We start from the raw sequence: 24,481 nt of genomic DNA, 5'->3' as shown, positions 1-24,481 counted from the left end.
TGCGGACCGTGGTGGGCTGGTCGCGCAGTTCCCCGCGCCCCTGAGATGCGCCCCTTCGGGGCGCCCAGACGAATCAGCGCACCCGGAACCGCCCCCCTCCCCTCCCCCCGAACAACTCCGCCTGCCTCTCCGGCGGAAGGTTCCCCAGCGCGATCAGCTGCGGCGCCTGCGCGAAGGACTGGGCGAGGGTGGGGGCTCGGGTCGTCCACAGGGCTCGGACCGTGCCCTGGACCGCTTCCGTGGGGTAGGAGGCCAGGGTTTCCGCGCAGGCCAGCGCCGCCCGGACCTCCTCGCCCGCTGCCGTCACCTCGCTGACCAGGCCCGTCTCGTACGCCCGGCGCGCCGAGAGCCGTTCCGCCGTGCCCATCAGGGCGAGCCGGGCCGCCTCCCCGGGGGGCATGCGGGTGGCCAGGTAGGCGGACTCGTACGCGCTGACCATCCCGTACGTGGTGTGCGGGTCGAAGAACGTGGCGTCCTCGGCGGCGATCACGAACTCCGCCTCGCCCAGCAGATAGAACGCCCCGCCGCACGCCATCCCGCGCACCGCCGCGATCACCGGTTTCCACAGGTCGTTCGCCTTCGGGCCGATCGTGAGGAGGGGGTCGTCGATCGAGTACGGGGAGGACGGCTGCGGCACCCGCGCCGCGCGGTCGATGCCCGTGCAGAACGCCTTCTCGCCCGCCCCGGTCAGCACGACGGCCCGTACGGCGTCGTCGTAGCGGAACCCGCGCCAGGCGGCGGACAGTTCGGCCGCAGTGTCGAGGTCGATCGCGTTGTGTTTGTGCGGCCGGTTCAGCGTGACGACCGCCACGCCCGTCTTCTCGTCCCGTACGACCTCCAGCGTCATGCGCGCTCCAGGAGCCAGCGGGGGACGGTCATGGAGTCTGCCTCGGTGGACATCCGGGTGAACGCGACCTGCACGCGCGCGCCGATCCGCAGCCGCTCCGGCGCCACCGAGTCCAGCGGCGCGTCCGGCTCGGCGACCACATTGCCGACCAGGCGGATCAGCGGGTCCTCGACGAGTTCGACGACCACCGCGTTGTAGGGGGCCTGGGCCGCGTACTCCGGCAGGAGCGGGGGGTGGGGGAACACGTACGACCAGATGCGGCCGCGCCCCGACATCCGGCGCCACTCGCTGTCGAAGGAGTGGCAGTGCGGGCAGCACGGCCGTGGCGGGAACCGCAGCCGCCCGCAGTCGGGGGCGGCGCAGGCCTGGACGCGCAGTTCGCCTCGGGCGGCGTACTCCCAGAACGGGGCGCCGTCGTCGTCGGTCACCGGGGCCAGCATCTCAACTCCTCAGCAGAATCGCGGACGTGGGCACGCCCTCGCCCGCCGTGACCAGGCAGGTCGCGGCGTCGGGAACCTGCGCCGTGGAGGTGCCGCGCAGTTGCTTCACGCCCTCGTTGATGAGGTTGAAGCCGTGTACGTACGCCTCGCTCAGGCCGCCGCCACCCGTGTTGAGCGGCAGCCGGCCGCCGATCTCCAGGGCGCCGCCCTCGGTGAAGGCGGCGCCCTCGCCCCGGCCGCAGAAGCCGTAGCCCTCCAGGGAGAGCGGCACGAGCGGGGTGAACGCGTCGTAGATCTGGGCGACGTCGACGTCCTGGGGGCCGAAGTCGGCCTGTTTCCACAGGTGGCGGGCGGCGGTCCAGGCGGGGCCGGTCAGCGGGTCGTCGTTCCAGTAGTTGACCATGCCGTGGTGCTGGGCGGGCAGGCCCTGGGCGGCGGAGTGCACGTACACCGGCCGCTGCCGGCAGTCGCGGGCGCGCTCGGCGGAGACGATCACGCACGCGAGCGCGCCGTCCGTCTCCAGGCAGTTGTCGAAGAGGCAGAGCGGCTCGCTGATCCAGCGCGAGGTCATATACATGTCGCGGGTCAGCGGCCGCTCGTACATGATCGCGGCCGGGTTCTGGTTGGCGCGGTTGCGGCAGGCGAGGGCGACGTTGAAGAGGTGGTCGCGGGTGGCGCCGTACTCGTGCATATAGCGCCGCGCCAGCATGCCGATCTCGTCGGCGGGCCGCAGCAGCCCGAACGGGCGCGTCCACTGGGCGGGGGTGGGCAGTTGGACCGCCGTGTTCGTCCACGGCCGGGGCCCGCTGCCGCGCTTGCGGGAGCGCCAGGCGACCCCCACGTTCGCCTGGCCGGTGGCGACGGCGGCGGCGAGATGGGCGACGGTGGCGCACGAACCGCCGCCGCCGAAGCCGACCTTGCCGAAGAAGGTGACGTCGCCGGCCCCGATGGACTTGGCGATCTCCACCTCGTCGGTCTCCTCCATCGTGTACGAGGCGAAGCCGTCCACCTCGGAGGGGGGTATCCCGGCGTCGTCGAGCGCGGCGAGGATGGCCCGGCAGGCCAACTTCTTCTCGGAGTCGCCGAGTCGGCGGGCGAACTCCGTCTGGCCTATGCCCGCGATTGCCGTCGCGTCCTTGAGCATCGACACCCGCCACCTCCGCGATCGCCGTGCGCCATTGCCGCTGAATTGCTGCTGACAGCGAGGAAGGGTACAGCTAATCTGACGGGTAGTCAGCTACTGCGGCCGGGAGGGTTTGCCATGCGGGAAGACCTTCGGGAAGACCTTCGGGGGGATCTGGAGTGGGGCTCCGTCCCCAAGCTCGTACGGGACGCGGCCGGGCGGTACGGACAGCGCGAGGCCGTCGTCGAGGGCCGCGTCCGCGTCTCGTACGCGGAGCTGGGCGAGCGGGTCGAACGGGCGGCGGCGGCCTGTATGGCGGCCGGGGTCGAGAGCGGCGACCGGGTCGCGGTGTGGGCGCCCAACACCCTGGACTGGATCGTCTCCGCGCTCGGCGCGGTCACCGCCGGGGCGGTGCTCGTCCCGCTGAACACGCGCTTCAAGGGCGCGGAGGCGGCGTACGTACTCCAACGCAGCCGGGCGAAGCTGCTGTTCATCACGGGAACGTTCCTGGGCACGTCGTACGTTGCCACCTTGCGGCGTGCCGCCGCCGAGGGCGAGGGCGCGGGGCCGCTGCCCGGACTGCCGCACCTGGAACAGGTGGTGGTCCTGGCGGACGACGCGCCGGACGACTTCTGGACCTGGAAGGACTTCCTGGCGGCAGGGGAAGGCGTTCCGGCGGCGGACGTGCGAGGGCGGGCGGACTCGGTGGCCCCCTCCGCCCCCTCGGACATCGTCTTCACCTCCGGCACGACGGGCCGCCCCAAGGGCGCGGTGATCACGCACGCGCAGACGCTGCGGGGCTACGGCATCTGGAGCGAACTGGCGGGCCTGCGCGAGGGCGACCGCTATCTGATCGTGAACCCGTTCTTCCACACCTTCGGGTACAAGGCGGGGATCATCGCCTGTCTGATGCGGGGCGCGACGATGGTGCCGCAGCCGGTGTTCGACGTCGAGACGGTCCTGGCGAACATCGCCGCCGAGCGCATCTCCGTACTGCCGGGCCCGCCCACGCTCCACCAGTCCCTCCTCGACCACCCGGCGCGCACGGCCCACGACCTGTCCGCGCTGCGGCTCGTGGTGACCGGTGCGGCGGTCGTCCCGCTGCGGCTGGTGGAGCGGCTGCGGACGGAGCTGGGGATCGGGACGGTGCTCACCGCGTACGGGCTCTCCGAGGCGAGCGGCATCGTCACGATGTGCCGCCGCGGCGACCCGGCGGAGGTGATCGCGGCCACGTCCGGGCGGGCGATACCCGGTACGGAGGTACGGGTCCTGGCGGCGCCGGGTGAGCCGGGGGAGGTGCTGGTGCGCGGGTTCAACGTGATGCGCGGGTACTTCGAGGACGAGGCGGAGACGGCGCGGGCGATCACGGCGGACGGGTGGCTGCGGACGGGGGACGTGGGGGTCCTGGACGCGGCGGGCAACCTGCGGATCACCGACCGGATCAAGGACATGTTCATCGTCGGCGGGTTCAACGCGTACCCCGCCGAGATCGAGCAGGTGCTCGGCCTGCACCCCGAGGTCGCGGACGTGGCGGTGGTGGGGGTGCCGGACGGGCGGCTCGGGGAGGTGGGGCGGGCGTTCGTGGTGCGGAGGCCCGGGGCGGCCCTGACGGCGGACGAGCTGATCGCGTGGGCGCGGCGGGAGATGGCGAACTTCAAGGTGCCGCGGGAGGTGTGGTTCTTGGGGGAGTTGCCGCGGAATGCGGGGGGGAAGGTGGTGAAGGGGGTGCTTCGGGAGTTTCCCCCCACCCCGCCCGTTGCCTGAACCCTCCGGGGGTGGGCGGGGGTTGAGGCTCGTTGCCCGGGGGCTGCGCCCCCGGACCCCGGGCGGGGCTGCGCCCCTGCACCCCCTCGGGGCTTCGCCCCGGACCCCGGGCGGGGCTGCGCCCCTGCACCCCCTCGGGGCTTCGCCCCGGACCCCGGGCGGGGCTGCGCCCCTGCACCCCCTCGGGGCTTCGCCCCGGACCCCCCGTTTGTCTGCGGATCGTGGTGGGTTGCTCGCGCAGTTCCCCGCGCCCCTAAGAATGCCGCTGCGCGGCAATCCCCTGGGCGCCCCGCAGGGGTGCTTTTAGGGGCGCGGGGAACTGCGCGACCAGCCCCCACCGGCCCGCAGACGGACTGAGACCCACGGCGGTTACTTGGTCGCCTCGCCGTTGAACCTTGACATCGACCAGAAATAGCCGAGCCCCGCGAGGCAAACGCTCCACCCCACCGCCAGCCACCCGTTGTTGCCGATCTCCGTGCCGAGCAGGAGGCCGCGCAGGGTTTCGATGGCGGGGGTGAAGGGCTGGTACTCGGCGATCGGCTGGAACCAGCCCGGCATCGTGTCGGCCGGGATGAAGGCGCTGGAGATGAGCGGCAGGAGGATCAGCGGCTGCGCGCTGTTGGCGGCGGCCTCGGCGTTCGGGCTGGCCATGCCCATGCCGACGGCGATCCAGGTGAGCGCCAGGGCGAAGAGCACGAGCAGTCCGAACGCGGCCAGCCACTCCAGGGCCGTGGCGTTCGTGGAGCGGAAGCCGATGGCCACGGCGACGGCGCCCACGAGGACCACGCTGGCGACGCACTGCAGCACGCTGCCGACGACGTGCCCGATGAGGACGGAACCGCGGTGGATCGCCAGCGTACGGAAGCGGGCGATGATGCCCTCGTTCATGTCGGTGGCGACGGACACCGCGGCCCCGATCACGGTGCCGCCGATGGTCATCATCAGGATGCCCGGGACGATGTAGGCGATGTAGTCGGAGCGGTCGGTGCCGCCGATGCCCGTGCTCATCACGTCTCCGAAGATGTAGACGAAGAGCAGCAGGAGCATGACCGGGGTGAGCAGCAGGTTCAGGGTGAGGGACGGGTAGCGGCGCGCGTGCAGCAGGTTGCGGCGCAGCATCGTCCTTGAGTCGCGGACGGCGAGGGAGAGAGAGCTCATCGGACGGACTCCTTGGGCTGGTTGGGGACCTTGGCGCTGCCGGTCAGGGCGAAGAACACGTCGTCGAGGTCGGGGGTGTGCACGGTCAGCTCGTCCGCCTCGATGCCGGCGGAGTGCAGCCGGTCGAGGAGGGAGCGCAGCTCGCGCTGGCTGCCGCCGCTGGGGATCTGGAGTGACAGCGCCTCGTCGTCCCTGGTGACCTCGCCGAGAGCGGAGGCGGCGCTCCCGTACGCGGACGGATCGGTGAAGCGGAGCCGGACGTGTCCGCCGGGGATCAGCCGTTTCAGCTCCTCTGCCGTCCCCTCGGCGGCGATCTTGCCGTCGTGCAGTACGGCGATGCGGTCGGCGAGTTCGTCGGCCTCGTCCAGGTACTGGGTGGTGAGGAAGACGGTGACGCCGCCCGCCACCAGCTCGCGGATGATCCCCCACATGTTGTGGCGGCTGCGCGGGTCGAGGCCGGTGGTCGGCTCGTCCAGGAAGATGATCCGCGGGTCGCCGACCAGTGTCATGGCGATGTCCAGGCGGCGCTTCATACCGCCGGAGTAGGTGGAGGCGGGCTTCTTCGCCGCCTCCACCAGGTCGAAGCGCTCAAGGAGTTCGGCAGCGACCCGGCGCCCCTCCCGCTTGGACAGGTGGTGCAGGTCCGCCATGAGGAGCATGTTCTCCTCGCCCGTGATCAGGCCGTCGACGGCGGAGAACTGGCCGGTGACGCCGATCGAGCGACGCACCGCCTGGGGGTCGGCGGCCAGGTCGTGGCCGCCGATGTGGATGCCGCCGGTGCCGGGGTCGGCGGAGACGAGGGTCGAGAGGATCTTCACGGCGGTGGTCTTGCCGGCGCCGTTCGGGCCGAGCAGGGAGAAGACCGTTCCTTCGGGGACGGCCAGGTCGACGCCGTCGAGCACGACCTTGTCGCCGTAGGACTTGCGCAGCCCGTTCGCCGCGATGGCCAGGTTGGTCACGATGGGGCTCCTTCAGAGACTGCGGGCGGTCAGAGGCTGTGAGCGGTGAGGCCGTGAGCGGTCAGAGGCTGCGGGCGGCGATGTCGCCGTGGGCGGTGGTCGCGTGGATGTTCAGGCCGGCGGCGCCGTCGGTGTTCAGAAGCGCGTTCTGGATCCGGCCGTACGTGGTGCCGGCGTCCAGGGAGGCGGAGACTCCGCGGGCGGCGCCGACCGAGATGTCGCCCTGCTGGGTGCTCAGGGTGACCGTGCCGCTCATCGCCTCGGCGATGTGGATGCTGCCCCGCTGGGTGTTGATCTCCGCGGGACCGCCCAGGCGGCCGACCGAGACGTCGCTGTCGAGGACGGTGAGGCGGGCGCTCGCGGCCTCGTCGAGCTTGAGCGTGCCGCTCGCGCCCTCGATGACGACGTCGCCGAGCCGTCCGACGCCCCGGAACTCGGCGGCGGCGGCCTTCGCTTCGATACGGGAGCCGGTGGGCAGCTGGACCGTCACCTCGACGGATCCGGAGTTGCCGAGGAGCCGGTTCTTCGCCGGTGCGGCCTCGATCCGCAGGACGCCGTCGCCGTACTCGACCGTGACCTGCTCGGCCGCCTTCACGTCGCGGCCGTTCGAGGGGTTCGCGGGCAGGACCTCGACGGTGGCGTCGGCCCGGTCGGCGGCGATGAACTGGATGCGTCCCGCGGGGATGTCGAGGACGGCGGCGATCGGGGCGGTGGTGGTGAACTTCTGCATTGTTCTTTCCTTCGGTTCGTCGTTTCCGATGAGGGAAAAGCTACGTTGCGTTCATAGATCGAGCAACAAGCCCGTTGCGAAGAATTGTCATCAATGCAGGTCAGAGCTAGGAAATCGTTGCAATGGTCTCGGCTTTAATGCAACGACAGCCATGTCGATCGTTGCAATGGGTTGGGAGTGAACGCTATGCTCGCGGCATCAAGGACTACGAAGGAGACCGCGATGCCGGGAGGCAGGCTCACCCAGCAGGAACGCCAGCAGATCGCGCTGGGGCTGGCCGACGGCCTCGCCTACGCGGAGATCGCCAGACGGCTCGACCGCCCCACCTCGACCATCACGCGTGAGGTGATGCGCAACGGCGGCCCCACCGCCTACCGCGCCGACCTGGCCCACCGCGCCACCGAGCGCCGCGCCCACCGGCGCACGCAGACCGCGCCCCGGGACCCGCAGGCGCCCGCGCAGGCCTATGGTCGCGATGCCGAGGCGGTGCGCGAGTACGAGGAGTCGCTCACCACCGTCATGATGGCCTCGGGCCTGCCCAAGATGATGTCCCGGGTGATGGCCTGCCTCACCCTCACCGACGCGGGCAGCCTCACCGCGTCCGAACTCGTCCAGCGCCTACAGGTCAGCCCGGCGTCCGTCTCCAAAGCGGTCGCGTTCCTCGACAGCCAGGGCATGATCCGCCGGGAACGCGACGAACGCCGCCGCGAGCGCTACGTCATCGACGACGACATCTGGTACCAGTCGATGATGGCCAGCGTCCGGGCCAACGCCCAGATCGTCGAGATCGCACGGCAGGGCGTGGGCGTCCTCGGGCCCGAAACCCCGGCCGCCGTCCGCCTGGAGAACATCGCCCGCTTCCTCGACTTCGTCGGCGAGAGCCTCATACGTGCCGCGGAGCAGGCCCGCGAGGTCCTCCACACGAAGGCCGAAACGCCCTCGCCCTGAGCCGACCCCGTCTTCCGGAAATCCACACACCAAGCGCCCCGCGGCACGTCCGGCCGCGGGGCGCTTGGTTTCCCCCGTACTTCCCCCGATCCCCCGTACTTCCCCCGTACCCCCGTACCCCCGTGCTCCCCCGTACTTCCCCCGTTGTTCCCCCCGTCGGGGACGCGCACCCCCAAGTACGCGTCCCCGGCGATCCCCCGATCCCCCGTTCCCCCTGGCCCCCGTTCCCCCGTGGCCCGGTGGTTCCCCCGTGGTTCCCCCGTAAGTCGCCGGCCGCGGCGCCCCCCGCCGCGTCGCCGCGGCCGGCCCCCGCCCAGCAGTGGTACTCAGGCCTCTTCGGAACCCGCGTGGTTCTCCTGGGGCTTGAGGACGTCCCGGCCGATCAGGCCCGCGTGGTTCTCCATGGGCTTGACCGGGCCGCCCGTGCCGATGACCCCGGCGTGGTTCTCCAGCGGCTTCACCACGTCGCCGCCGACCAGGCCCGCGTGGTTCTCCAGGGGCTTGATCTTGGCGTCACCACCGAGCGAGGCCGCCAGGCCCGCGTGGTTCTCCATCGGGCGGATGGTGCCCGTCCCCGTACCCGAGCCGGAGCCCGGGCTCCCCGCGTGGTTCTCCTGCGTCGTGGTGTCGCCGATCTCGGGCTTGTTTCCGTCACTCATCGTGCTCAGCTCCCCTGAGTTTTCTGCATGTCGTGCTGTGAACGGTGCCCGCCCGGCGGCTCCCCCGAGGGTCGCCGGACGGGCACTTCAAGGGCCGTCCACATTAGCGGGGAGGCCCACCGTCGACCCGCCTGCCCCCCGACGCGGCGGATCGTTGAGTAAGAGAGTGCCGAGGGGCGATAAACGATGGCTAAACGGCGTCGGCAACAGCTTGGACAGTCACCGACGTGCCTACGGTTCCGCGTACGGCGAAAGCCCCCTCGAACAGGGGAAAGTCTCGCTGCGCCGACTCGCTACGCCGCCGCCATCGGGCTGAGCAACTGCCGTACGTCCTTGGCCTCCGCCGCGCCCGTCGACTCGTAGATGGCCAGCGCCTCGCGCCAGCACGCGCGGGCCCGGTCGGCCTGGCCCAGCTGGTCCAGGGCGCGGCCCAGCGTCGTCAGGACGTTGCCGCGCATCCACTCGCCGCCGATGCAGCGCAGCGCCAGCGCCTGCTCCGCGTGCTGGGCCGCCCGGGCCGGGCGCCGCGCCGCGAAGTGGGCCTCGGCGATACGGAAGTGGGTGGTGCCCTCCCACAGGCGCTGGCGGTTGTCCTGGAAGACCTGGAGGGCCTGGCCCAGTTGGGACAGGGCGTCGTCCAGGCGGCCCGCCCTCGTCAGCGCGATGCCCAGTGCGAAGCGGCCGTTGGCGACCCGCAGGGCCAGGCCCATCTCGCTGAAGATGTCGAGCCCGCGCTGGGCGAGTTCGACGGCGCTGGACGTACGGCCCATGTTCACGTGGATCCGCGCCAGATTGCACAGCGCGCTCGCCTCGCCCGGCCGGTTGCCGTCGGCGCGGTAGTTGTCGATCGCCTCCTGGAGGAAGCGCTCGCCGTCGGCGTGGCGGTTCTGGTAGAACGCGATGATCCCGCGGTCGTTGGGCGCGGCCCCGGCCGGCATCGGGTCACCGGCCTCGTTGGCGAGCAGCGAGGAGAGCCGCGCCTCCTCGTCGGCCTGCTCGAAGCGGCCGGAGACGAGCAGCACGGTGGACAGCGCGAGCCGGGCCCGCGCTTCGGCGCTCGCGTCGTCCCTCTCGTGCCCGGCGTCGCGGACGGCGACGGCGGTGGTCTCGTACTGCCGCGAGTTGGCCCCCGACTCGGCGAGGTCCTTCGCCGCCCACAGCAGGTCCACCGCGCGCCGCAGCAGCGCGGGGTCGCCCGCGCACTGGTGGACGCACGACAGCAGGCAGTTGGCCTCCGCGTACAGCCAGTCCACCGCCGCGTGCCCGTCGGCGAACGGCAGCCCCGGGTACTGGGTCGGCGCCAGGTGTTCCACCAGCCGGTCGCCGGGCCGCTCGATCGCGTACACCCGGGCGGCCGTGGCCAGATAGAAGTCGAGCAGCCGCGACATGGCGGGGGCCCGCTCGGACGGCGGGTCCTCGTCGCGCTCGGCGCATGCACGCGCGTAGAGCCGTACGAGATCGTGGTAGCGGTAGCGGCCGGGAGCCGCCGACTCCACCAGGCTGGTGTCCACGAGGGATTCGAGCAGGTCCTCGGTCTCCTGGAGCGGCAGGTCGAGTACGGCGGCGGCCGCGGCCAGTGAGATGTCCGAGCCGTCGGGCAGGCCCAGCAGCCGGAAGGCGCGGGCCTGGGCGGGCTCCAGCTGGCCGTAGCCGAGCTCGAAGGTGGCCTTGACCGCGAGGTCGCCCGCCTGCAGCTCGTCCAGGCGGCGCCGCTCGTCGGCGAGTTTGGCGGCGAGGACCGAGACGGTCCAGGTGCGGCGGGAGGCGAGCCGGGAGGCGGCGATACGGATCGCGAGCGGCAGGAAGCCGCAGGCGGCCACGACGTCGAGCGCCGACTGGCGCTCCGCGCTCACCCGCTCCTGGCCCACGATCTTGGTGAAGAGCTGGAGGGCCTCCTCCGGCGACATCACGTCCAGGTCGACCAGATACGCCCCGGCCAGGTCCAGCATCCGGATCCGGCTGGTGACCAGCGCGGCGCAGCCCGCCGTGCCGGGCAGCAGGGGACGCACCTGCGCGGCGTCGCGCGCGTTGTCGAGCAGGACGAGGACACGGCGGCCGTCGAGCGTGGAGCGGAACAGCGCCGCGCGCTCCTCCAGCGAGTCGGGGATGGACGTGTCGGGGGTGCCGAGCGCCCGCAGGAACGCGCCGAGCACCGCCTCCGGCTCGCAGGCGCGCGGCGAGGTGCCCTGGAGGTCCACGTACAGCTGGCCGTCGGGGAAGTGCGGGCGGGCCGTGTGGGCGACGTGCACGGCGAGCGTCGTCTTGCCGACGCCGCCGATCCCGGCGAGCGCGGAGACGGCCATGACGGTGGTGTCGGCGGTGGCGAGCCGCGCCGACAGCTCCTGGACGAAGGAGACGCGCCCGGTGAAGTCGGGTACGGAGGCCGGGAGTTGGGCCGCACGGACGGGCGCCGGGGCGGCGGGCGCCTCGGCGGGCCGGGCCAGGTCCTCGTCGGCCTGGAGGATCCGCTGCTGGAGCCGGGAGAGCTCGGGGCGCGGGTCGACGCCGAGCTCGTCGGCGAGCAGTCGGCGGGTGTCCGCGTACACCGCGAGGGCCTCGGCCTGGCGTCCGCTGCGGTAGAGCGCGAGCATCAGGAGCTCCCGCAGTCGCTCGCGCAGCGGGTACGCGGCGGTGAGCGCGGTCAGTTCGGAGACGGCCTCGGCGTGGCACCCGGCGTCCAGCTCCATGTCGAGCCGCGCCTCGGTGAGCTGGAGGCGCCACTCGACGAGCCGGGTCCGCTCGGTGTCCGCGTGCGGGCCGGGGATCCCGGCGAGCGGCTCGCCGGTCCACAGCGCGAGCGCGGTCCTGAGCAGCTCGCGCGCCCTGGCCTGGTCCCCGGCGGCCCGCGCCTTCTCGGCCTCGGCGGCCAGTTCCTGGGCGGTGGCGAGGTCGAGGACGCCGGAGGAGAGCCGGATGGCGTAGCCGCCGGACTCGCTCACCAGGACGCCCGGCCCCAGGGCCTTGCGCAGCCGCGAGGCGTACGTCCGTACCGCGGCCAGGGCCTGGGAGGGCGGCTCGTCGCCCCAGATGGCGTCGATCAGCTCGGCGGCGGTGGCCGTGCGGCCGTCGCGCAGCAGCAGCGCGGCGAGCAGGGCGCGCTGCTGCGGCGACCCGGACGGCAGGGCGTCGGGCCCGCGCCACGCGCGGACGGGTCCGAGCACGCCGAAGCGCAGGCCGGTGGTGTCCGCGGCCTGGCCGGCGTCCGCTGCCAGAACCGGAGCCCGCTGCTCCGGAATGCGCGGCTCGCCGTTTCGGTCCATAGCGACCCCCTGTGCCCCCGTAGCGCTGGTAATGCCCGTGCCAGTCTGCCCTGTCCATGGCATGCGCGTCAGCTACGGGTGACGCTCCGCACAGGGCCTCTGCACACTTTCATTACAGGTCGCCAGTGCGTGTCCACGACCCTGCCCGGGGGACGGACAGGCGTCGTGGGGCGGGGAGTGGGGGGCGAATGGCCGAGGAGTGACGGGTGAGTGGCCGAGGTGTGACCGGTGTGCGGGGGTCGAGGCGTTCGGATCAGCCAGGGCTTTGGCCGGGATCGAGCGATGAAGCGGCCGAAGCGCACTCGCACAGACAGCTGACGGATCGTCAGATCAGGGCTACGGTGAAGAGCCATGGAGACCATGAAGACTGTGGAGACCGTGGAGAGCTTCCCGAGGATCATCTCGGTGGACGACCACACGGTGGAGCCGCCGCACGTCTGGCAGGACCGGCTCCCGTCGAAGTACCGGGACTCGGGCCCGCGCATAGTCCGCGCCCCCCTCAAGGAGATGACCTTCCTCGGCGGCAAGTTCGCGCCGGTCATGGGCGCGCCGGGGGACGAGGGCCCGATCGGCGACTGGTGGGTGTACGAGGACCTGCACCGCCCCCTGACGAGGCTGGACACGGCGGTCGGTTACTCCCGGGACGAGATCCGCCTGGAAGTGATCACGTACGAGCAGATGCGGCCGGGCTCGTACAGCGTCCCGGAGCGGCTCGCGGACATGGACGTCAACCACGTCCAGTCGGCGCTCTGCTTCCCCACCTTCCCGCGCTTCTGCGGCCAGACGTTCACGGAGGCGTCCGACCGCGAGCTGGGCCTCCTCTCCGTACAGGCGTACAACGACTGGATGGTGGAGGAATGGTGCGGCCCGCAGGCCGGCGGCCGCCTCATCCCCCTGACCCTGATCCCCCTCTGGGACGCGGAACTCGCGGCGGCGGAGGTACGGCGCAACGCGGCGCGGGGCGTACGTGCGGTGGCGTTCTCCGAGATACCCCCGCACCTCGGCCTCCCCTCCATCCACACCGACTACTGGGACCCGTTCCTGGCGGCGTGCGACGAGACGGGCACGGTGATAGCGATGCACATCGGCTCGTCGTCCCGTATGCCCTCGACATCGGCGGACGCGCCCCCGGCCGTCGGCTCCACGATCACCTTCGCCAACTGCTGCTTCTCGATGGTCGACTGGCTGATGAGCGGCAAGTTCGAACGCTTCCCGCGGCTGCGGGTGATGTACGCGGAGGGCCAGATCGGCTGGATCCCCTACATCCTGGAGCGCGCGGACGTGGTGTGGGAGGAGAACCGCGCCTGGGGCGGAGTGGCGGACAAGGTCCACCGCCCCCCGTCCGAACTCTTCGCCGAGCACGTCTACGGCTGCTTCTTCGACGACGCGTTCGGCCTCCGGAACCTGGGGGCGATCGGAGTGGGCAACGTCCTGTACGAGACGGACTACCCGCACTCGGACTCCACGTGGCCGAAGTCGAAGGAGGTGGGGGAGGCGCAGATGGCGCATCTTCGGGGGGATGTGGTGGAGCGGATTGTTCGGGGCAATGCGATTGAGCTGCTGTCGTTGGGGGCGGATGGGCTTTGGGCGCCGTAGGGGGTGCGTCGGCCCTTCCCTAGGCGCGCAGGCCGGAGCGCGCAGGAGTTTCGGTGCCGACCGCTTCGAGCGCCGTTCCGGCCCGCATGGCCTCGGCGATCCGAACCGCCAGGGACGCAGGGACCATTCCGACATCGACCCACGGCGTCCCTTTGCCGCTGACCGTGGGCCGGAGCCGGTTTACCTGGCCCTCGGTGGCCCCGGCTGCCCGGAACGCCTCCGCGAGCGTCGAGGCGGCCGCCGCCGCTCTGTCCCAGCCTTCCCGCCACTCCCGCATCTTCATCGCGCACCGATCCTTGTCAGTCGTGCCATCCTGGCCGCGCCTTCGCGTGGTCCCATGGCGGCCACGCTAGGGGCGCGGGAACCCCAACGACCAGGCGATTGCACACGGTTGCACGCCGATTACCTCGGCGTGTGCATGGCTGCCGTGATGAGCCCACGGGCCCTCGCACCGTGGACCGCCATGTCGGCCAGAGTGGCGAACGCTTCGGCATAGGCCTTCACGTCGCTGGGTTGCGTGAGGGTGAGATGGCCGGAGATCAGCTCGACGTTGACCTGCGCCGTGTCGAAAATCCAGAAGCCTTCCACGGGCATACGTGAGCGGCCGAGGCGGACGGGGACCACTCCCAGGCTGACATTGGGCAGTGAGCCGATCGTCAACAAGTGCTCAAGCTGCTCGAACTGTGTGTCCGCGTCCCCGAGTCCGTTCCGAAGCACCGACTCCTCGATCAGGAAGGCGAAGCGGCGGTTCCCTTCGTGCAGTACGCGCTGGCGCTCCATCCGCACAGCGACGGCATCCGCGACGTCGTCCACTTGGACCCGCCGCCGCTGTACGGCCCGCAGGACGTCTTCCGTGTAGCCGTATGTCTGGAGCAATCCGGGTACCAGCCACGACGAGTACGACCGGAACCGCTTCGTCCGCTCGAACAGGGGCAAGACGGCTGCCTGGGCACGCCGAAGTCCGGCTCGCTCCATTCGACGCCAGTCGACCCACATGCCTTCAACGGCTCGGAGGGAAGCGAGCAGATCGTCCGTCTGATCCTCGGTACCAGTGGCTCGGCACCAGGCTCGGATGTCGTCGGCCGACGGGGGCGTACGAGCGTTCATGATGCGCGAAGACTTGGCGGCGGACCACCCGCACTGCCGGGCCAGATCCCGTCCGGTGAGTCCGGCGTCCCGGCAGAGCTCGGCGAGCCGGGTCGCTAGAGCCTGTCGGGCCTGCTGGGCGCTTGATGAGGGTGAGAGAGCCATGAGTCCGATGGGTCAGCGGGGCCGGTAATCCTCGTGCGGCGTGGCTCTTTCCCACACCATCTCGAACGACGAGGTCACCAGCTCCACGACGGCGGGTTCGGTGCTCCACTCCCGGTCGACCACCTCCCCGGCGCCCGAGAAGTAGGTGAACAGCACCGACGTTCCGTCGAACATCCACAGGTCGGTGGCCGGCAGCGCGATGTCGGCCGCCCTGCGCCGGGGCAGCCAGCGGACCAACTCACCGGCTGCAACGTTGGCGAACGTCAGATCGTGCTCATACCGGATGTAGTCCGTGACCGGCTCCGAGACGATCCGCGCCCTTCGCATCATGACGCCACGCGCTGTCGTCAGCTCCACAAGGCTGCGCCAAGTCTCCCACCAGTCTGGCAATTTCGTCGGATCGCCGTGGTACCGGTGGCCCGCGCGCCAGCGGGCGAACTCCGGGTCGTCCGGCGTGTAGCTGTCACGCATCTCCAGATGCGCGGCGGAGTGCCGAGCCCGGGCCAGCCCCTCACGTACGGGGTACTTCACCGGCGCCGCCTTCGGGTCGCGGGATGTACTTCAGCATGACGGCGGGGAGCCGGACGATCGTCTCGTGATCCGGCACGGCCGTGGAGTGGCCAGGGATCGAACCGATTTCCTGGCAATCCTTCACCTCCTGCTCAGTCGCCTTGTACGACTGGATCAGGAGGTCCCCTGTCTCTTCGTGAAGCCAGATCGTGGGTGAGTCGTCAATCGGGGTATTCGGAATGATCCCGAGGAACTTCAAGGCCATGCCAACTCCCGCTACTCAATGGGTTGCACGGGTGTGCATCAGCCTCTTTCCTCTGAACGGGCGGCACAAGAGCGCATTGAGGTATGACCCGGCGCGTCCAGCGGCGTGCGTGGCCGGATTCCCCTGGCCCTGCCTTGTCCCGTGCGACTTGCCTCGCCCCCCTACCCCCGCCACCATCCTCCCCATGACCCCCCAAGCCGCACAGCAGATCCTCGCCGACAACTTCGCCCCCTGGGTCCTCGACCTCAACCTCGGCGTCGTCGAGGTCGGCGCCGCGCATGCCGTGCTGCGGCTGCCATGGGATGCGCGGCTCGCGCGGGACGGGGGTGGGATGTCGGGGCAGGCCATGATGGCCGCCGCCGATACCGCCACCGTCATTGCCGTCTCCGCCGCCCGGGGCACTTACGGGCCCATGACCACAGTGCAGCAGTCCACCAGCTTCCAGCGGGCCGTCGTCGGCGCGGACGTACTCGTCGACGCGCGCGTCACCAAGCTCGGCAAGCGCATGGCGTTCGCGGAGATCACCCTCACCGCCGAGGGCGCGGACGAGCCCGCCGCCCGGGCCAGTACCGTCTACGCCCTCTTGGGGTAGTCCCGGATGCCAAGGATGCCCCGCGTCCCCGGCCTTGCCTGACGGTACGTCAGATAGCAAGCTGGACGCGGCGGTTGCGTGACGGGCCGTCAGGTGTACGTACGGTCCGCCCACGCCAAGGAGGCCCGGTGCCAGCGCACGCGCTCGTGTACGGGATGCAGCTCCCCATCCAGTCCCAGAGCACCCTCTACGCCGAACCCTGGGAAGCCGGCGCGACCCCGGACGACCTCGCCGAAATCGCGCGGGTCGCCGACCGGGCCGGCTTCCACTACCTCGCCACCTGCGACCACGTCGCCATCCCCCGCCGACTCGCGGGCGCGATGGGCACCACGTGGTACGACCCCGTCGCCACCCTCGCCTACCTCGCGGCGATCACCACCCGCACCCTCCTCCTCAGCCACGTCGCAGTCGTCGGCCTGCGCCACCCCCTCCTCACCGCCAAGCAGTACGCGACCCTCGACCACCTCAGCGGCGGCCGGCTGGTCCTGGGTGTGGGGGCCGGGCACGTACAGGAGGAGTTCGAGGTCCTCGGGGCCGACTTCGCGCACCGGGGGGCCGTGCTCGACGAGACCGTCGACGCGCTGCGGGCCGCGCTGGGGCCGGAGGAGTTCCCCGAGTTCCATGGGGAGAGGTTCCATTTCGAAGGCCTCGGGCAGCGGCCTCGGCCCGCCCAGGAGCGCGTGCCCATCTGGGTCGGCGGGTCCTCGCCCGCCGCCGTCCGGCGCGCCGCCCTGCGCGGCGACGGCTGGCTGCCGCAGGGCGATCCCCGCGACAAGCTGCCGCACCAGATAGCCCGGATCAGGGAGTTGCGGGAGAGGAACGGCATCGAGGGGCCGTTCTGCGTCGGCGCCATCGCGGAACCGCTGTACGTGGGCGAGGCGCGCTGGGACCTCGGGCGCCGCACCCTCAGCGGCAAGCCCGACGCCCTCGCCGACTCCCTGCGCGAGTACGCCGCGCTCGGCGTCCACCAGGTCCAGCTGCGCTTCCGCTCGCGCGGACGCGCCGAACTCATCGACCAGATCGCGGCGTTCGCCGCAGATGTGGCCCCTCACCTCACGTAGGGAGTACGGACATGGGCAAGCTGGACGGGCGGGTCGTCCTCGTCACGGGCGCGGCGCGCGGGCAGGGCGAGCAGGAGGCGCGGCTCTTCGCGGCCGAGGGCGCCAAGGTGGTCCTCGCGGACGTGCTGGACGACCAGGGCGAGGCCGTGGCCAAGGAACTGGGCGGCGAGTCGGCGCGGTTCGTCCATCTCGACGTCAGCCGGGAGGAGGAGTGGGTCGCCGCCGTCGCCTTCGCCAAGGAGGCCTTCGGGCATCTCGACGGGCTCGTCAACAACGCGGGCATCCTCCGCTTCAACGAGCTCGTCGCCACCCCTCTGGAGGAGTTCCAGCAGATCATCCAGGTGAACCAGGTGGGCGCCTTCCTGGGCATCAAGTACGCGGCGCCCGAGATCGAGGCGGCCGGCGGCGGCACCATCGTCAACACCGCCTCGTACACGGCGCTCACGGGCATGGCGTACGTCGGCGCGTACGCCGCCACCAAGCACGCCATCCTCGGCCTCACCCGGGTCGCGGCGGTGGAGCTCGCGGCGAAGGGGATCCGGGTGAACGCGGTGTGCCCCGGGGCCGTGGACACCCCGATGACCAACCCGGCGGCCCTCGACCCGACGGCCGACCCCGAGGAGGCCAAGGAGGCGGTGGCCGAGCTCTACAAGCGGCTGGTGCCGCTGGGGAGGATAGGCAGGCCGGAGGAGGTCGCGGCGCTCGCGCTCTTCCTGACCAGCGAGGACTCCGCGTACATCACGGGCCAGCCGTTCGTGATCGACGGGGGCTGGCTGGCCGGGGTGAGCCTTTTCTGAGCCGCTGCTGAGCCATGTCTGACTTGGCGTCAGGTATTGACGACGTCGGACACCGGTGGAACAGTCGCCGTATCGCATACATCTGACGATGCGTCAGAAACGTTGACAGGGACGGTGAACCTCCTTGGAATTCGGACTGTTTGTACAGGGATACGTGCCCGTGGCACGCTCGTCGGTCGACCCCCAGGCGGAGCACCACGCGCTCATGGAGGAGACCGAATACGTCATCCAGGCGGACAAGTCCGGCTTCAAGTACGCCTGGGCCTCCGAGCACCACTTCCTGGAGGAGTACTCGCACCTGTCGGCCAACGAGGTCTTCCTCGGCTACCTCGCCCACGCGACCGAGCGCATCCACCTCGGCTCGGGCATCTTCAACCCGCTCGCGCCGGTCAACCACCCGGTCAAGGTCGCGGAGAAGGTCGCGATGCTCGACCACCTCAGCGAGGGGCGCTTCGAGTTCGGCTCCGGGCGGGGCGCGGGCTCCCACGAGATCCTGGGGTTCATGCCGGGCATCACCGACATGAACCACACCAAGGAGATCTGGGAGGAGACCATCGCGGAGTTCCCCAAGATGTGGCTCCAGGACGAGTACGTGGGGTTCCAGGGCAAGCACTGGTCGCTGCCGCCGCGCAAGATCTTCCCCAAGCCGTACGGGAAGTCGCACCCGGCGATGTGGTACGCGGCCGGGTCCCCGTCGTCGTACGCCATGGCCGCCAAGAAGGGCCTGGGCGTCCTCGGCTTCTCCGTCCAGAAGGTCTCGGACATGGAGTGGGTCCTGGAGCAGTACAAGACGGCGATACGGGAGGCGGAGCCGATCGCCGACTTCGTCAACGACAACGTGATGGTGACGTCGACGGCGATCTGTGCGGAGACGCACGACAAGGCGGTGGCCATTGCCGCGGCGGGCGGGCTGAACCGGTTGCAGTCGCTGGTGTTCCGCTACCACGACACGTTCCCGCGGCCCGACGGTGTGCCGGAGTGGCCCGAGCTGCTGCCCGAGTACACGACCGAGATCATCGAACTCCTCATCGCCGAGGAGCTGATGATCTGCGGCGACCCGGACGAGGTCACGCGGCAGTGCAAGCGGTGGGAGCAGGCGGGGGCGGATCAGCTGTCGTTCGGGCTGCCGATCGGGGTGCCCTACGAGGACACGATGAACACGATCCGGCTGATCGGGGAGCATGTGATTCCGAAGATCGATACGGATCCGGTGCACCGTACGACCCGATTCCGCGAGGCTGCGGGCGCCTGAGCGAACTGTTTGGCTGCGGGTGGTGGGTGGCTGGTCGCGCAGTTCCCCGCGCCCCTAAAAGCGCCCCTGCGGGGCGATCCCTGCCGCAACCCCGGCGACCGCAACCCCCTCAGGGGCGCGGGGAACTGCGCGACCAGCCCACGACGGCCCGCAGACAAACACCGGGCCAGAACAAAAAGCACGGGGTCGCGTCTTCCCGGACCGTTGGCCCCGTCCACCCCGGCCGGAGGCCACCCGGCGGCGGCCCGCCGCGTGTGACCCCCGGCCGGGGCACACCCACGCTCCGGAGGAGCCGGCAGAGAGGGACAGCATGCTCGACCACCTGATCCGGCGCGCGACCGTCGTCGACGGAACCGGCGCCCCCGCCTACACCGCGGACGTGGCCGTCCACGAAGGCCGCATCGCGGAGATCGCCGAGCCCAACACCCTCGCCCCGCAAAGCGCCCGCACCAGCGAGGACGCCCACGGCCTCGTCCTCGCCCCCGGCTTCGTCGACCCCCACACCCACTACGACGCCCAGCTGTTCTGGGATCCGTACGCCACGCCCTCCATGAACCACGGCGTCACCACCGTCGCCGGCGGCAACTGCGGCTTCACCCTCGCCCCCCTCCACCCCGACCGCCCGGAGGACGCCGACTACACCCGGCGGATGATGGCCCGGGTGGAGGGCATGGCGCTGAAGGCCCTGGAGGACGGTGTCGACTGGGGCTGGTCGACGTTCGGGGAGTATCTGGACGCGCTGGACGGGCGCATCGCCGTCAACGCCGGGTTCATGGTGGGGCACTGCGCCCTGCGCCGATACGTCATGGGTCCGCAGGCCGTCGGCGGGCAGCCCACCGCCGAGCAGCTCGACGCGATGCTGCGCCTCCTCCACGACGCCATGGACGCGGGGGCCTGGGGTCTGTCCACCACCCAGTCGTCCACCCACTCCGACGGCGACGGCCACCCCGTGGCCTCCCGGCACGCCCGGCCCGCCGAGCTCCTCGCCCTCTCCAAGGCGGTCGGGCAGCACGAGGGCACCCAGATCGAGGCGATCGTGGCCGGGTGCCTGGACCAGTTCTCGGACGAGGAGATGGACCTCTTCGTCGAGATGTCCTCCGTCGCCGGGCGGCCCCTCAACTGGAACGTCCTCACCATCGACGCGGCCGTCCCCGAGCGCGTCCCGCGCCAGCTCGCCGCGAGTGAGCGAGCCCGCCGGGCCGGCGGCCGGATCGTCGCGCTGACCATGCCGATCCTCACCCCGATGAACATGTCGCTCGGCACCTTCTGCGCCCTCAACCTCATCCCGGGCTGGGGGGAAGTGCTCAACCTCCCCGTCCCCGAGCGGATCGCGAAGCTCCGCGATGACGGCGTACGCGCCGAGATGCTGCGCCGCGCCGAAAGCAAGGAGGCCGGGGTCTTCCGGCGGCTCGCCGACTTCGGGCGGTACGTCATCGGGGACACCTACTCCGAGGCCAACGCCGGGCTCACCGGCCGCGTGGTGCGCGACATCGCCGCCGAGCGCGGCCAGGACCCCTTCCACTGCCTGGTCGAGATCTGCGCCAACGACCGGCTGCGGACGGTGCTGTGGCCCATGCCGACCGACAACGACCCGGCCAGCTGGGCCCTGCGCCAGGAGACCTGGCAGCACGAGGACGTCCTGCTCGGCGGGTCCGACGCGGGCGCCCATCTGGACCGGATGTGCGGCGCCCCGTACACCACGCGCTTCCTCGGGGACTGTCTGCGCGGCCGCAAACTGGTCCCCCTTGAGCAGGCGGTGAAGATGCTCAGCGACGACCCGGCGCGGCTGTTCGGGCTGCGGGAGCGGGGGCGGATCGAGGAGGGGTACCACGCCGACCTCGTCCTCTTCGACCCCGAGCGCATCGAGGCGGGCCCGGCCACCCTCGTCCACGACCTGCCCGGCGACAGCCCGCGCCTGGACTCCAAGGCGATCGGCGTCGTCTCGGTCCGCGTCAACGGCGTCGAGACGATCCGCGACGACGTGGTGACGGGCGCGGTGCCGGGCACGGTCCTGCGCTCCGGCCGCGACACGAGGACGGTGTCCGTCAAGTGAGCCTGTATGAGCCCGAGTTGTTCATCGGTGGCGAGTGGGTCGAACCCGACGGCGGGCGTTACGAGATCCTCGACCCCGCCACCGAGGAGGTGGTCGGGCTCGCCCCCGAGGCGAGCCGCGCGCAGGTGTACGCGGCGGCGGCCGCCGCCCGGGAGGCCTTCGACGGCTGGTCCCGCACCGCCCCCGAGGAGCGCGCCGCGATCCTCGACCGAGCGGCGGACGTCATCCAGCGCGAGTTCACCCCGTACGCCGAACTCGCCCGCGCCGAGACCGGCGCCACCACCGCCACCGCGCGCGGGATGCAGGTCGCGGTGGGCGCGGCCCGCTTCCGGCGGTACGCGAAGGGCGCCCTGGAGCCCGTCGAGAGCGCCGTCCCGCCGCAGATCAACGAGGCAGGGCCGATGGGGCGGGCGGGCGTCTTCGGGGCCGTCGCCGTCCGGCAGCCCGTCGGGGTGGTCACTTGTATCACCTCGTACAACAACCCCTGGGCCAACCCGGTCGGCAAGGTCGCGCCCGCGCTCGCCATGGGCAACACGGTGGTCGTCAAACCCGCCCCCCAGGACCCCCTGTCCGTCTTCCGCATGGCCGAGGCGCTGGCGGAGGCGGGGGTGCCGAGCGGGGTGGTGAACGTGGTCACCGGCTCGGCCCCGGCCGTCGGGGAGGCGGCCGTGGACTCCGCGGACGTCGACATGGTCAGCTTCACCGGCTCCACCGCCGTCGGGCAGCGCATCGCGGAGGTGTGCGGCCGGGGCATGAAACGCCAGCTCATGGAGCTCGGCGGCAAGGGCGCGGCGATCGTCTTCGAGGACGCGGACCTGGGGTCGGCGGTGATGGGCATCGGCACCACGTTCTCGTTCTACAGCGGCCAGATCTGCACCGCCCCCACCCGGGTCCTGGTCCACCGGTCCGTACACGACCGCCTCGTGGAGCAACTCGCGGCCTACATCGCCCACTTGAAGGTGGGCGACCCGGCGGTGGCGGGAACGGTGGTGGGGCCGATGATCTCGGCCGCGCACCGCGACCGCGTCGAGTCGTACGTGGAGCTCGGCCGCAAGGAGGGTGCGCGGGTCGTCGCGGGCGGTGAACGGCCGCCGCTGGAGCGCGGGTTCTACGTCGCCCCGACCCTCCTCGCCGACTGCACCAACGACATGCGGGTGGTCCGCGAGGAGATCTTCGGGCCCGTCGTGGCAGTGGTCCCCTTCGACGACGAGGAGGAGGCCGTGGCCCTCGCCAACGACAGCGACTACGGCCTCCTCGACTATGTCTGGTCCGGCGACGTGGCCCGCGCCTTCCGCGTCGCGCGTCGGCTGCGTGCGGGTGGGGTCGGGGTGAACACGGTCGGCCGCAACATGGAGGCGCCGTTCGGGGGCTTCAAGCACAGCGGGGTGGGCCGTGACGTCGGCTCGTACGCCCTGCACGCGTACAGCGAGCTCCAGGCGATCGTCTGGCCCGGCTAGGACTTCCGAGTGCGTCATCTGCGGGCCCGGTGGGGGCTGGCCGCGCAGTTCCCCGCGCCCCTAAGAGCGCCCCTTCGGGGCGCCCAGGGGGATTGCCGCGCAGCGGCATTTTTAGGGGCGCGGGGAACTGCGCGACCAGCCCACCACCGGCCCGCAGTCGACGGACAACCGACCCGGCCGAACCCCTAGTCGCCCAGGAACACCGGGTTCGTGAACGCCGCCAGCGGTCCGGGCAGACCAGGCACGACCGGCGCATGCCGGACCTCGGCCCGTACGTACGTCGCGTACGACGCCGTCGTCTGCCACTCCACCGCCCCCGCCGGCGCGGTGAACAGCGTCCCCTGGTCCGTGACAAAGGCGACCGTGCAGCCCACCGCACCGGTCACCTCGACCCGCACCGTCACCGGCTCCTCCGGAGCCGCCCGCAACCGTTCCCCGATGCCCGCGTGCCCGCCCCGCCCGCCCGACACCGTGAAGGCGAGGGAGACGGCCGAGGACTCCGCCACATAGGAGTGGCCCGCCTTCAGGCCCGCCTGGATCGCCTCCCGGGACAGGTCGTCGGCGAGGACGACCGTCTGGGGGCCGCCGATGCGGTCGGGGTCGCGGTGGGCGTCGCTGTTGCCCATCGCGGGAACCCAGCGACCACCCGAACGCCCGGCCACCGCCAACGTGTTGTCCCACTCCTGCAGCGAGACCTCGTCGTCCGGCGTATACGGGCCGTTCCACACCTCCACCGCGTCCGCCTCGCCGAACCCGAACTTCCAGTTGCAGCCGACGCAGGTGGCGTGCGGATGGGCCGGGACGACCAGGCCCCCGGCGCGGCGGATCTCGCGGGCGAAGTGGCCGAAGCGGTTGTCGCGGGCCCGGTAGCGCCAGTCGACGAAGGTGCCCGGGTCGACGCCGAGGGCCAGTACGTGCCCGTTGCGGGTGGTGATCTCCTCGCCGGTGAGGATCAGCAGGTCGTCGCCCCACAGGCCCTCCCACGCCGGGTGCGAGGCGTGGGTGTTGTGGTCGGAGGTGTTGATGAAGTCCAGGCCCGCCGCCCGCGCGAGCGCGGCGATCTCGGCCGGGGTGCGCTTGCCGTCCGAGTACCAGGAGTGGAGGTGGCAGTCGCCCCGGTACCAGGCCCGGCCCCGCCCCTTGGCCCGGGTCGGCGGGTACACCGGCGCGGGCGTGCTGCCCCGCTCGCCGGACTTCAGGGTGATCGTCACCCTGTACGGCAGGCCCTGGGGCGCGACCGTGTACGGGCCGAGCGCGATGTGCCAGGTCCCGGCGCGCACCGGGCCGGGGATGTAGCCGGGGGTCGCCGCGTCCGCGCGGATGAAGAACTCGGTGCGGGCGCCGCCCGACCAGCCCCGGAAGCCCCGGCCGCCCAGCTCGGTGCCGCGCTCGTCGAAGACGCCGATGTCCAGGGCGTTGTTCTGGGTGCCCGCCGGGACCGTCGCCTTCTCGTACGCGTACGACACCGCGATCTCGCGCACCCCGCGCGGGACCTCCACCGGCAGATAGACGAAGTCGGGCGCGCCGGGCGGCAGGGTGCCGGTGACGACCCGGGTCCGTTCGCCGGGGGCGCCGCCGCCGTCGCTGCCGGGGGCCGCGTTCGCGAAGCTCACGGTTCCCAACGTAAGCGCGGTGGCGGCTCCCGTCACGAACAGTCCGCGCCGTCCGATGGTCCGGTCGGCTCTGCTGTCGGCCCTGCTGTCTTCAGGGGCTCTGTCCTCGGATCCGGTCATGGCGTGTGCTCCCAGCGGGATGGAAG

The 24,481-nt window shown here is 71.5% G+C and carries 22 protein-coding genes; 9 read left to right on the top strand and 13 right to left on the bottom strand.

What is annotated here, in order from left to right:
* Nucleotides 1–73 precede the first annotated feature (73 nt).
* From OG965_RS19085 to OG965_RS19075, 3 genes are read right to left on the bottom strand one after another with little or no spacing between them, the layout of a single operon-like run.
* Nucleotides 74–847: an enoyl-CoA hydratase/isomerase family protein gene (locus OG965_RS19085; RefSeq protein ID WP_371653294.1), complete on the bottom strand. Its 774-nt coding sequence runs from the start codon at nt 845–847 to the stop codon at nt 74–76.
* Nucleotides 844–1,287 (bottom strand): Zn-ribbon domain-containing OB-fold protein, encoded by a 444-nt coding sequence (locus OG965_RS19080; protein ID WP_371653293.1) that lies wholly within the window; start codon nt 1,285–1,287, stop codon nt 844–846. The genes OG965_RS19085 and OG965_RS19080 overlap by 4 nt, the downstream gene beginning before the upstream one ends.
* Before the next feature lies 1 nt (nt 1,288).
* Complete coding sequence (locus OG965_RS19075) at nt 1,289–2,431, bottom strand: lipid-transfer protein (protein ID WP_371656986.1); 1,143 nt, start codon at nt 2,429–2,431, stop codon at nt 1,289–1,291.
* A 117-nt stretch (nt 2,432–2,548) separates the two neighbouring features.
* On the opposite strand from OG965_RS19075, the gene OG965_RS19070 reads away from it, so the two are divergent.
* On the top strand, nt 2,549–4,174 hold the full coding sequence (locus OG965_RS19070; protein ID WP_371653292.1) for a FadD3 family acyl-CoA ligase: 1,626 nt from the start codon (nt 2,549–2,551) through the stop codon (nt 4,172–4,174).
* Nucleotides 4,175–4,543: 369 nt separating this feature from the next.
* Here the strand turns inward: OG965_RS19070 and OG965_RS19065 are convergent, their stop codons facing one another.
* The 3 genes from OG965_RS19065 to OG965_RS19055 all read right to left on the bottom strand — a co-directional run bounded on the left by OG965_RS19065 (nt 4,544) and on the right by OG965_RS19055 (nt 7,021).
* A complete protein-coding gene (locus OG965_RS19065) occupies nt 4,544–5,332 on the bottom strand; it encodes an ABC transporter permease (RefSeq protein WP_371653291.1) in 789 nt (262 codons plus the stop codon).
* Complete coding sequence (locus OG965_RS19060; RefSeq protein ID WP_371653290.1) at nt 5,329–6,291, bottom strand: ATP-binding cassette domain-containing protein; 963 nt, start codon at nt 6,289–6,291, stop codon at nt 5,329–5,331. The genes OG965_RS19065 and OG965_RS19060 overlap by 4 nt, the downstream gene beginning before the upstream one ends.
* 61 nt (nt 6,292–6,352) lie before the next feature.
* Nucleotides 6,353–7,021 carry a DUF4097 family beta strand repeat-containing protein gene (locus tag OG965_RS19055; protein ID WP_371653289.1) on the bottom strand — a complete coding sequence of 223 codons (669 nt, stop codon included), beginning with the start codon at nt 7,019–7,021 and terminating at the stop codon, nt 6,353–6,355.
* A gap of 222 nt (nt 7,022–7,243) precedes the next feature.
* Here OG965_RS19055 and OG965_RS19050 point away from each other — a divergent pair, with 222 nt between their 5' ends.
* The gene (locus OG965_RS19050; protein ID WP_371653288.1) at nt 7,244–7,969 is read left to right on the top strand and encodes a helix-turn-helix domain-containing protein; all 726 of its coding nucleotides are present in this window, start codon (nt 7,244–7,246) and stop codon (nt 7,967–7,969) included.
* Between the two features lie 326 nt (nt 7,970–8,295).
* Here OG965_RS19050 and OG965_RS19045 read toward each other — a convergent pair whose 3' ends face one another.
* Nucleotides 8,296–8,628: a hypothetical protein gene (locus tag OG965_RS19045; protein ID WP_371653287.1), complete on the bottom strand. Its 333-nt coding sequence runs from the start codon at nt 8,626–8,628 to the stop codon at nt 8,296–8,298.
* Between the two features lie 293 nt (nt 8,629–8,921).
* The gene (locus OG965_RS19040) at nt 8,922–11,888 is read right to left on the bottom strand and encodes a BTAD domain-containing putative transcriptional regulator (RefSeq protein ID WP_371653286.1); all 2,967 of its coding nucleotides are present in this window, start codon (nt 11,886–11,888) and stop codon (nt 8,922–8,924) included.
* Between the two features lie 378 nt (nt 11,889–12,266).
* On the opposite strand from OG965_RS19040, the gene OG965_RS19035 reads away from it, so the two are divergent.
* Nucleotides 12,267–13,484, top strand: coding sequence for an amidohydrolase family protein (locus OG965_RS19035; protein ID WP_371656985.1), 1,218 nt, complete (start codon nt 12,267–12,269; stop codon nt 13,482–13,484).
* Nucleotides 13,485–13,503: 19 nt separating this feature from the next.
* Here OG965_RS19035 and OG965_RS19030 read toward each other — a convergent pair whose 3' ends face one another.
* The 4 genes from OG965_RS19030 to OG965_RS19015 all read right to left on the bottom strand — a co-directional run bounded on the left by OG965_RS19030 (nt 13,504) and on the right by OG965_RS19015 (nt 15,510).
* Nucleotides 13,504–13,767, bottom strand: coding sequence for a hypothetical protein (locus tag OG965_RS19030; RefSeq protein WP_371653285.1), 264 nt, complete (start codon nt 13,765–13,767; stop codon nt 13,504–13,506).
* Between the two features lie 119 nt (nt 13,768–13,886).
* Entirely contained in the window at nt 13,887–14,735 is an 849-nt protein-coding gene (locus OG965_RS19025) for a helix-turn-helix domain-containing protein (protein WP_371653284.1), read from the bottom strand.
* 12 nt (nt 14,736–14,747) lie between these two features.
* Nucleotides 14,748–15,266, bottom strand: a complete 519-nt coding sequence (locus OG965_RS19020; protein WP_371653283.1) for a DUF6879 family protein — start codon at nt 15,264–15,266, stop codon at nt 14,748–14,750.
* Nucleotides 15,247–15,510: a hypothetical protein gene (locus tag OG965_RS19015; protein ID WP_371653282.1), complete on the bottom strand. Its 264-nt coding sequence runs from the start codon at nt 15,508–15,510 to the stop codon at nt 15,247–15,249. The genes OG965_RS19020 and OG965_RS19015 overlap by 20 nt, the downstream gene beginning before the upstream one ends.
* A 184-nt stretch (nt 15,511–15,694) precedes the next feature.
* Between OG965_RS19015 and OG965_RS19010 the strand changes: the two genes are divergently transcribed.
* The 6 genes from OG965_RS19010 (at nt 15,695) to OG965_RS18985 (ending at nt 22,722) form a co-directional block, all read left to right on the top strand.
* Complete coding sequence (locus OG965_RS19010; protein ID WP_371653281.1) at nt 15,695–16,102, top strand: PaaI family thioesterase; 408 nt, start codon at nt 15,695–15,697, stop codon at nt 16,100–16,102.
* A 155-nt stretch (nt 16,103–16,257) separates the two neighbouring features.
* Nucleotides 16,258–17,163 carry an LLM class F420-dependent oxidoreductase gene (locus tag OG965_RS19005; protein ID WP_371656984.1) on the top strand — a complete coding sequence of 302 codons (906 nt, stop codon included), beginning with the start codon at nt 16,258–16,260 and terminating at the stop codon, nt 17,161–17,163.
* Nucleotides 17,164–17,174: 11 nt separating this feature from the next.
* The gene (locus OG965_RS19000; RefSeq protein ID WP_371653280.1) at nt 17,175–17,960 is read left to right on the top strand and encodes an SDR family NAD(P)-dependent oxidoreductase; all 786 of its coding nucleotides are present in this window, start codon (nt 17,175–17,177) and stop codon (nt 17,958–17,960) included.
* A 124-nt stretch (nt 17,961–18,084) separates the two neighbouring features.
* Nucleotides 18,085–19,212: an LLM class flavin-dependent oxidoreductase gene (locus tag OG965_RS18995; protein ID WP_371653279.1), complete on the top strand. Its 1,128-nt coding sequence runs from the start codon at nt 18,085–18,087 to the stop codon at nt 19,210–19,212.
* 310 nt (nt 19,213–19,522) lie between these two features.
* Nucleotides 19,523–21,265, top strand: a complete 1,743-nt coding sequence (locus OG965_RS18990) for an amidohydrolase family protein (protein ID WP_371653278.1) — start codon at nt 19,523–19,525, stop codon at nt 21,263–21,265.
* A complete protein-coding gene (locus tag OG965_RS18985; RefSeq protein WP_371653277.1) occupies nt 21,262–22,722 on the top strand; it encodes an aldehyde dehydrogenase family protein in 1,461 nt (486 codons plus the stop codon). The genes OG965_RS18990 and OG965_RS18985 overlap by 4 nt, the downstream gene beginning before the upstream one ends.
* 185 nt (nt 22,723–22,907) lie before the next feature.
* Here OG965_RS18985 and OG965_RS18980 read toward each other — a convergent pair whose 3' ends face one another.
* Entirely contained in the window at nt 22,908–24,455 is a 1,548-nt protein-coding gene (locus OG965_RS18980; protein WP_371653276.1) for a CehA/McbA family metallohydrolase, read from the bottom strand.
* Nucleotides 24,456–24,481 lie beyond the last annotated feature (26 nt).

The organism is Streptomyces sp. NBC_00224, assembly GCF_041435195.1.
Lineage (GTDB): Bacteria > Actinomycetota > Actinomycetes > Streptomycetales > Streptomycetaceae > Streptomyces.
This window is presented reverse-complemented; position numbering and strand designations above follow the sequence as displayed.

Coding starts and splice junctions, on each gene's coding strand:
- OG965_RS19050 (WP_371653288.1), top strand. CDS start 7,244: ATGCCGGGAGGCAGGCTCACCCAGCAGGAACGCCAGCAGATCGCGCTG.
- OG965_RS19055 (WP_371653289.1), bottom strand. CDS start 7,021: ATGCAGAAGTTCACCACCACCGCCCCGATCGCCGCCGTCCTCGACATC.
- OG965_RS19025 (WP_371653284.1), bottom strand. CDS start 14,735: ATGGCTCTCTCACCCTCATCAAGCGCCCAGCAGGCCCGACAGGCTCTA.
- OG965_RS19045 (WP_371653287.1), bottom strand. CDS start 8,628: ATGAGTGACGGAAACAAGCCCGAGATCGGCGACACCACGACGCAGGAG.
- OG965_RS18980 (WP_371653276.1), bottom strand. CDS start 24,455: ATGACCGGATCCGAGGACAGAGCCCCTGAAGACAGCAGGGCCGACAGC.
- OG965_RS19070 (WP_371653292.1), top strand. CDS start 2,549: ATGCGGGAAGACCTTCGGGAAGACCTTCGGGGGGATCTGGAGTGGGGC.
- OG965_RS19075 (WP_371656986.1), bottom strand. CDS start 2,431: ATGCTCAAGGACGCGACGGCAATCGCGGGCATAGGCCAGACGGAGTTC.
- OG965_RS19040 (WP_371653286.1), bottom strand. CDS start 11,888: ATGGACCGAAACGGCGAGCCGCGCATTCCGGAGCAGCGGGCTCCGGTT.
- OG965_RS19010 (WP_371653281.1), top strand. CDS start 15,695: ATGACCCCCCAAGCCGCACAGCAGATCCTCGCCGACAACTTCGCCCCC.
- OG965_RS19080 (WP_371653293.1), bottom strand. CDS start 1,287: ATGCTGGCCCCGGTGACCGACGACGACGGCGCCCCGTTCTGGGAGTAC.
- OG965_RS19085 (WP_371653294.1), bottom strand. CDS start 847: ATGACGCTGGAGGTCGTACGGGACGAGAAGACGGGCGTGGCGGTCGTC.
- OG965_RS18990 (WP_371653278.1), top strand. CDS start 19,523: ATGCTCGACCACCTGATCCGGCGCGCGACCGTCGTCGACGGAACCGGC.
- OG965_RS19015 (WP_371653282.1), bottom strand. CDS start 15,510: ATGGCCTTGAAGTTCCTCGGGATCATTCCGAATACCCCGATTGACGAC.
- OG965_RS19030 (WP_371653285.1), bottom strand. CDS start 13,767: ATGAAGATGCGGGAGTGGCGGGAAGGCTGGGACAGAGCGGCGGCGGCC.
- OG965_RS19000 (WP_371653280.1), top strand. CDS start 17,175: ATGGGCAAGCTGGACGGGCGGGTCGTCCTCGTCACGGGCGCGGCGCGC.
- OG965_RS19005 (WP_371656984.1), top strand. CDS start 16,258: ATGCAGCTCCCCATCCAGTCCCAGAGCACCCTCTACGCCGAACCCTGG.
- OG965_RS19065 (WP_371653291.1), bottom strand. CDS start 5,332: ATGAGCTCTCTCTCCCTCGCCGTCCGCGACTCAAGGACGATGCTGCGC.